We start from the raw sequence: 6,829 nt of genomic DNA on the forward strand, positions 1-6,829 counted from the left end.
CCTCACCCGCGGTGCCCCGGTGGTGTGCCGGTCGGCCCAAGGGGAAGGCCCCGCCGGACGTGGTCCGGCGGGGCCTTCTTCGGGTCGGGTCAGCGGGAGCCGACGGGAGTGATCGAGGTGAGCCCTCCTTCGCCCGCCTGGCCCCGGAGCTCCGGGAACGCCGACAGGAAGCGGTCGGCGAGCGAGGAGCCCAGCAGCAGGCGGTCCGGGAGGGGCGGCAGGTTCTCCCCGTCGTACAGCACCGGCGAGTCCCAGTCGCCGGGGTCACCCGCGCCCTCGCGGTCGACGACCACGGCCCGGGTGGGTGCCGGAAGCGCGGCGGCCGCGGCCAGGACGGCCGCCTCCACCGCGTCCGACTGCTCCGTCGTGAGCCCGTCCAGCCACAGGGTCTGGATCTCGCAGCCGAGCGGTTCATAGGCGAACTGGTCGACCACGTCGACGTCGGCTGACAGCCACCAGTTCGTCGTCAGGGACGCGATCCGCATACCCAGCAGCCGACCGAGTTCCTCCGGACGCAAAAGGACGTCGTCCCCCTCGACGTCGAGCACCACGGCCGCGCCTTTCACGGGGTGCACCAGGCTCAGACCGTACGCCTCGAACAGCTCCGCCTGTGCGGCGAGGACCGGCGTGGCCGCCGACTCGCGGTACCAGCGGATGTATCCGTCACTCATGGTCAGCAGTCCGGCAGCGTGAAGATGTGGACATTCTCGTCTCCGAAGACCTTCTTGGCCTGCTTGATGGCCGATTCCGGGGTGTTGTCGGCGAGGTAGTAGACCGCCTTCACGCCCGCTTCGTCGGCCGCGTACTTGTTGATCTTAAGGGCCTTGCCGAACTTGGACGGGTTGGCCGCCTTGGCGCCACCACCGACGTACACGTACTCACCGTCGGGGCCGATGACGTCGAGACCGCTGGAGCCGACGTTGGGCATGACGATCTTGATGTCCTGGCCCTTGTCGTCCTTGGCCACCTTCCCGCCGATGAGCTTGGCGATGAACTCCTCACGAGCCAGACCGATGTCGCCCGCCTCCTTGCCGCCCCCGCCCGACGCGGCCGCCAGGGCGCGCTGCGGGCCGAACGTCTTCGCCGACGCACTCCTCGCCGCCGAGCCGCTCTTCTTCCGGTCGGTCACACAGGCCGGGAGCTTCTTCCATACGTCCTCGATGATCTCCTCGCCCTTGTCGACCAGCTTCTTGGCCTTGGCCGACTTGTCGAGGAACTCCTTGATGCCCCAGATCGCCTTGCCGATCTTCGGGAGCTTGCTGACGATGGAGGCCGCCTTCGCCCACGGCAGGTTCTCGACGATCGCCCACAGGCAGGTCGGGATGTCCGGGTCGTCCCAGCACTCCTTGATCTTGTCGGCGGCGATCTCGACGAGGAGCTCGGCGCCGTTCTCCATCAGGTAGTCGAGGAGGTCCTGCTGGGCCAGGGCCCGGGCCGCCTCGTACTCGGCCGGGCTGATGCCCGCCGCCTCCAGCGCCTTGCGCTCGGCCGCGTCCAGGGAGTAGGGGTCACCCTTCTCCTTGTCCTTCGCGGCCTCCTCGCGCTCCTTGCGCTCGAGTTCGCGCTGGTACTCCTCGGCCCTCTTCGCGGCCTCGTCGGCCTCCTTGGCGTAGGTGCCGGCGTTCTTGGCCGCGGTCTCGGCGGAGGTGGCGTGCTTCTCGGCGGACTCGGCGAAGGTGTTGGCGTCGGCGGCGTCCTTCTCCGCCTGGGCGGCCGCGCCCTGGGCGACGGCGGCCTCCTTCTCGGCGAGGTCGGCGGCGCTGTTGGCGGCCGCCGCGTGGTTCTCGGCCTCGGCGGCAGCGCCTCGGGCGCGGGCTGCTTCGGCCTCGGCCTGCGTGGCGGCGTTGCGTGCGGCGGCCGCGTCGGCGAAGGCCTGGTTGGCGGCCGTGCGGGCGAGTTTGGCGTCCGCCTGGGCCTGGGCGTCGGCCTCGTTGGCGCGGGCCGCGGCGGCTCGTGCCTTGGCGCCGTCGTCGGCGGCCTGGGCGGCGGACTTCATCGCCGCGACCGAGGAACGTGCCGCGTCCGCGGAGGAACGGGCAGCGGCCGCGGCTGCCTTGAAGGCGGGTGCGACCTGGGCGTTGGCCTTCTTGGCGGCTGCCTCGGCGGCCTCGGCCGCCTTGAGTGCTTCCGCCGCCCTCGCTTCGGCCTTGGTGACTTCCGCCTGGCCCAGGGCCTGGGCGGCCTTGGCCACCTCGGTGGCGAAGTCGGCGTCCACGTCCGTGCCGGTGAACGGCGCGGTGAGGGTGATGGCGGTGTCGGCCGGGTCGGCGATGCCGGCGGCGGTGGTGCGGGCCGACGTGGCGGCCTGCACCGCGATCGTGGCCTGGAGGCGGGCCATGGCCGCCTCCCGCGTGGCTCCCTCGGCCTCTTCCTTGGTGCGGTTGGCCGCCTGGAGGGCGTTGTTGGCGTGGAGGGCGGCCAGGCCGGCGAGCCGGGACGCCTCGTGGGCGGCGATACCGGCGCGGGCCTCCTGCGCGGTGGCCTCGGCGGCCTTCTGGTTGGCGCGCTGGGCGGCCGCGTGGGTCAGGGCCGCCTCGGCCTCCGCCTTGTCGGCCGCCGCGTTCGCCGCGAAGGCGGCCGCTTCGGCCTTGTTGGCGGCGGCGTTGGCGCGTGCGGCGTGCGCGGTGGCCTCGGCGGCCGCCGCCCGTGCCCGCGCGGCGGCGCCCGCCGCCTCGATGGCCGCCGAGCGGGACCGTACCGCCGCCGCGGAGGCCTGGTCGGCCGCGCCACGGGCGGTGCCGGCCGCCGTGCCGGCGGCGTCGGCCGCGGAACGGGCCTCGGTCGCCGCCGCGCGTGCGGTCTCGGCGTGCTCGGTGCCCTTGGCCTTGGCGGCCAGCGCCTCGCTCGCCCGGGCCCGGGCGTCCTCCGCCTTGTGGGCGCGTTCGGCCTCCACGGCCTTGTTACGGGCGGTACGGGCCTTGGACTCCTCGCCCCGCGCCAGCTCGTCGGCCTTGGCGGCGATGCCCTCCTGGGCCTGTGCGGTGGCCCGCTTCTCGGCGGCCACGGCCGCCGCGGCCTGCGCGTCGGCCCGCTTGGCCGAGGCGGTACGGGCTTCGGCCTCGGCACGCGCGCGTGCCGCCGCGGCGATGTCCCGCTCCTTCTCGGCCCGCGCCCTCGCGGCGGCGGCGAGGTCGCGCTCGCGCTCGGCGATCGCCCGCTGCTCGGCGGCGATCTTGGCCTGACGCTCGGCCTCGATCCGCGCGTCCCGGGTCTTCCTCGCGTGCTCCCAGGCCTGCTTCTCGGCCTGTTCGGCCGCGATCCTGGCCTGGCGGGCCTTGGCCGCCGCGTCCGCGGCGATCTTGGCCTGCTTGGCGGCCGCCTCGGCCAGCCGGGCCGCGGCCTTGGCGTGCTCCTCGGCGTTCGCCCGCCACTTGGCGGCCTGCTGCGCGTGCAGCTCGGCCTGGTTCTTGGCGTTCAGCCCCGCCGCGTCGGCGGCGGTGGCGTCCACCGCGTGCTTCGCGGTGGCGGCGGCCTTCGCGGCGGCGTCCGCCGCGCCGGCGATGCCCGTGGCCACCTCGGACCACTGGACGCCGTGCTCCAGACCGGTCTCCACCAGGACGTCGGCCTGCACCTTGGCCTGGGCCGCGGCGACCTGGGCCGCCTTGGCGGCGCCCTCGGCGATCCCGACCTGACGGGCGACCTCCGCCTTCACCTGGGCGTAGTCGGACAGACGCTTGCCGGCCTTGTCGGCGGCGAGCATCCGGTCGGCCTCACGGGACTGGGTGGCCGCGGCGTTCATCGCGTTGGACGCCGTCTTCAGGGCCTTGACCGCGTCACCGTGCGCCGCGATCAGCTTGGTGCGGGCCTCGGCGGCCACGGCCGCCTTCCGGGCCAGCTCACGCAGCCGCTCCGCCGCCTCGGCCGCCTCCTTCTGGGCCTGCTCGTGGGCGGCCCGGTCGTCCGCGTCTTTCTGCGAGGCGACCAGGTAGCCCTTCTCCAGGTACTCGGCGATGACCTTGTCGTCGCCCGTGGCGAGGGCGGCCTGCGCGGTCCGCTTCACCTCGGGGCCGCCGACCGCGGCGAGCATCTCGACCCGCTTGCGGTTCTCCGCCGCGCGTTCCTTCTCGTTCTGCTCCGTCGCCTTGTCCCGCTGGCGGGCGATGTCCGCGCCGAAGGCGAGGAAGTCGGCGCGGTCCCGCGCCGTGCCCTTCAGGACGCGCTCGACCTCGGCGTTGAAGAACGGGCCGCCGGTGCCGCGCAGCGCCTCGATCCGGCCGCGGTTGGCGACGTCGGCCGCGTCCCGCTTGTCCTGGGCGCGCTTGCGCGCCTCGGCCTCGCCGTGCTCCAGGAACTCGCGGATGGCGTTCGGGTCGGTGCTGGCCAGCGCCGCCTTGGCGGCCTCGCGGACCTCCTCCTCCTCGTCGAACTCCGCGAAGTCCTCGACCAGTTGACGGTCCCGCTCGTCGCTGATCCGGTCCAGCTCGGACGTGGCGGCGGGCGCCGTGCCACCGGGCTTCGGTGCCGGTGCCGCAGCGAGCCGGTCCATCGACTCCAGCGTCCGCGTCAGCGACGCGTTCTCCTCGCGTACGGAGGTCGCTGCCGCGGCCTCACCGGTGACGGTGCCCAGCACCGCCACGGCGATCGCCGCGGACACGGCCTTCCGTACGTGCGCGGCCACGCGCGCGCGTGACCCTCCGGCCCTGGGCCGGGCTCTTCCCCACACGGGAAACCCCCTAGACGAATGATCGAGAAAATCCCGCCCCGGTCACGGGCGGGTGGTCGTTGGTCCGCGCGCCGTCCGGCCGGCCAGGGGGTGTCCTGGCCTGCTCCCCGGCTCCGGCCCCGGTCACGGGCCGGCCGGACCCGCACGGTCAGTCCTGGGCGCGGCTCTCGCCGTCCTGGGCACGGTCGTCCATGGACGCGCGGAACGCCGCCGCCTCGGCCACCGCGGCCCGCTGTCCGCTGTCCGGACCCGGGCGGCCGTGGTCATCGGCGGTGCCGGAGATCGCCTGCCGCACCCTCGGAAGTGACGTGCGGTGCAACGGCCGCCGGGGCGGGGCCGTATGTACGGTCCCGCCCCTTCGCGGCGTTCGACGGGCGCACGCGGGCGCGCCGTCCGGCCGGTTCACGCGACCGGCCCGACCTGCCAAAGCTGGGCGTCGGTGCGGTTGCAGGTGTAGAGCTGGGCGTCGATGCCGTTGTCCTGCTTCTGGCCGGGCACGTCGACGCACATCCCGTCCGCGTGCGCGGGCTGGAGTTCGTACAGCTTGCGCACGGGGTCGACGAGCAGGATCTGCCAGCGCTGGTGGTCCCCCTGGCCGCAGGCGAACTGCTGGACGGCCGCGCCGGACTTGTCGCTCTTGCCCTGGACCTCAAGGCACTTGCCGCTCTTGACGTTGCGCATCTCGAAGGTGCCGCCGCGCGCGGCGACGGCGGTCCACTTCTGTGAGTCCGTGCTGTTGCAGGCGTACTGCTGGGCGTTGATGCCGTCCGTGGTCTTGCCGCCCTCGATCTCGAGGCACTTGCCGCTGTGGGCGGCGGTGAGGGTGACGACCTGCTGCGCCATCTTGAAGCGGGCGGCGGCCTCCGCCTTCGCGGCGGCGGCGACGGCCGCGGCCTCGCGCGCCGCCTCGGCGGCGGTGCCGGAGGCGGTCGGCGTGCCGGGGTCACCGTCCGCCTGGACGGCGGTGGCCGTACCGGCGAGGACGGCGACGGCCGCGCCCGCGGTCAGGACGGCCCGGATGATCCGAGACATGTGGGGATCCGTTTCTCTCGCGGGTACGGGGGCTCAGGCGGCCGTGACGGGGTGGATGCGCCACTGCTGGGCGGGCGTGCCGTTGCAGGCCCACAGCCGCGCGACCGCGCCGTCGTCCTTGCTCGCGGAGGCGATGTCCAGGCAGCGGTTCGTGCCGGCCGGCGTGTGGGCGGGCCGCAGCTCGTACAGCTCGTTGGTGATGTCGACCATCACCAGGCGCCAGTGCTGGTTCGGCTTGCCCACGCACCACCACTGCTGGACGACCGTGCCGGTCGTGGTGCCGGCGGCTTCCACGTCCAGGCACTTGCCGCTGTGCCCGAAGCGCAGTTCGAAGGTGCCGGCGCCGGTGGGAACCATGTCGATGCGCTGGTTCTCGGCGTCCGCGACGCAGGTCGACTGGACGCTGTTGACGCCGTTGCGGAGGCTGGCGTCGGGCGTCGTGAGGCACTTGTCGCTGTGGACGGCCCTGAGCTGCACGGCCGAGGGCGTCGAGGCCGCGGTGGCGGCGGCCCTGGCATCACCGGCGTTCACGGTGGCCGTGGAGACGGTGGTGGCGGCGGGGGTCGGCTGGGGGCGCGCCTCGTCGGCGACGGCCACGGTCACGCCGCCGGCGAGCGCGGCGACACCGGCCGCTACGGCCAGGGCGGATCGGACGATCCGGGACATGGGGTGCTTCCGTTCTTCTCAGGTCTGAAGGGAGAGGGCCCGGCGGGAGGCGGCCGGCGCGCGTGTACGCGGGTGGCCGCCTCCCGCTCGGTCAGCGCGCGAGGGGGGTGACGATCTTCCAGGTGGCGTCCTGGGCGAAGTCCTTCTCGACGTCGAAGCGGTTCTTGGCGGACTTGTTGGCGACGAACAGGTCGCCGTAGTACTCGCGCAGGAAGCGTCCGGGCTGGCCGGCCGATTCGAAGGAGGTGCCGGTGCCGCTCAGGCCCTTCTTGGCGCACCAGGTGGCGTCCTTGCGGAACTGGGCGCTGTTGTCACCGGCGGCCATCTTGACCCTGAGGTCCTTGTGCGTGAGGTAGTGGCCGAGCTTGCGGGAGGACTCGAAGGACCAGCAGCCGGGCTGGCCGTTGAGCGCGGGAACGACGATCCAGGTGCCGTCCTCCCGGTCCGCCTGCTTGGACGCGGCGGACA

The 6,829-nt window shown here is 73.8% G+C and carries 6 protein-coding genes; all 6 read right to left on the bottom strand.

Annotated features, from left to right (window positions below; all coding sequences use genetic code 11):
- Positions 1-89: 89 nt before the first annotated feature.
- A complete protein-coding gene (locus tag ACZ7LK_RS14200) occupies positions 90-671 on the bottom strand; it encodes a hypothetical protein (RefSeq protein ID WP_471140591.1) in 582 nt (193 codons plus the stop codon).
- 2 nt (positions 672-673) lie between these two features.
- Positions 674-4,618, bottom strand: coding sequence for an ALF repeat-containing protein (locus ACZ7LK_RS14205; RefSeq protein WP_471140593.1), 3,945 nt, complete (start codon positions 4,616-4,618; stop codon positions 674-676).
- A gap of 193 nt (positions 4,619-4,811) precedes the next feature.
- Complete coding sequence (locus ACZ7LK_RS14210) at positions 4,812-4,958, bottom strand: hypothetical protein (RefSeq protein ID WP_392277321.1); 147 nt, start codon at positions 4,956-4,958, stop codon at positions 4,812-4,814.
- Between the two features lie 107 nt (positions 4,959-5,065).
- A complete protein-coding gene (locus tag ACZ7LK_RS14215; RefSeq protein WP_471140596.1) occupies positions 5,066-5,695 on the bottom strand; it encodes an RICIN domain-containing protein in 630 nt (209 codons plus the stop codon).
- Between the two features lie 33 nt (positions 5,696-5,728).
- Positions 5,729-6,361, bottom strand: coding sequence for an RICIN domain-containing protein (locus tag ACZ7LK_RS14220; protein WP_392277319.1), 633 nt, complete (start codon positions 6,359-6,361; stop codon positions 5,729-5,731).
- 91 nt (positions 6,362-6,452) lie between these two features.
- Positions 6,453-6,829 (bottom strand): AbfB domain-containing protein (locus tag ACZ7LK_RS14225; RefSeq protein WP_471140599.1); only part of this gene is annotated, 377 nt, incomplete at its 5' end.

Source organism: Streptomyces sp. NPDC039423 (assembly GCF_055598725.1).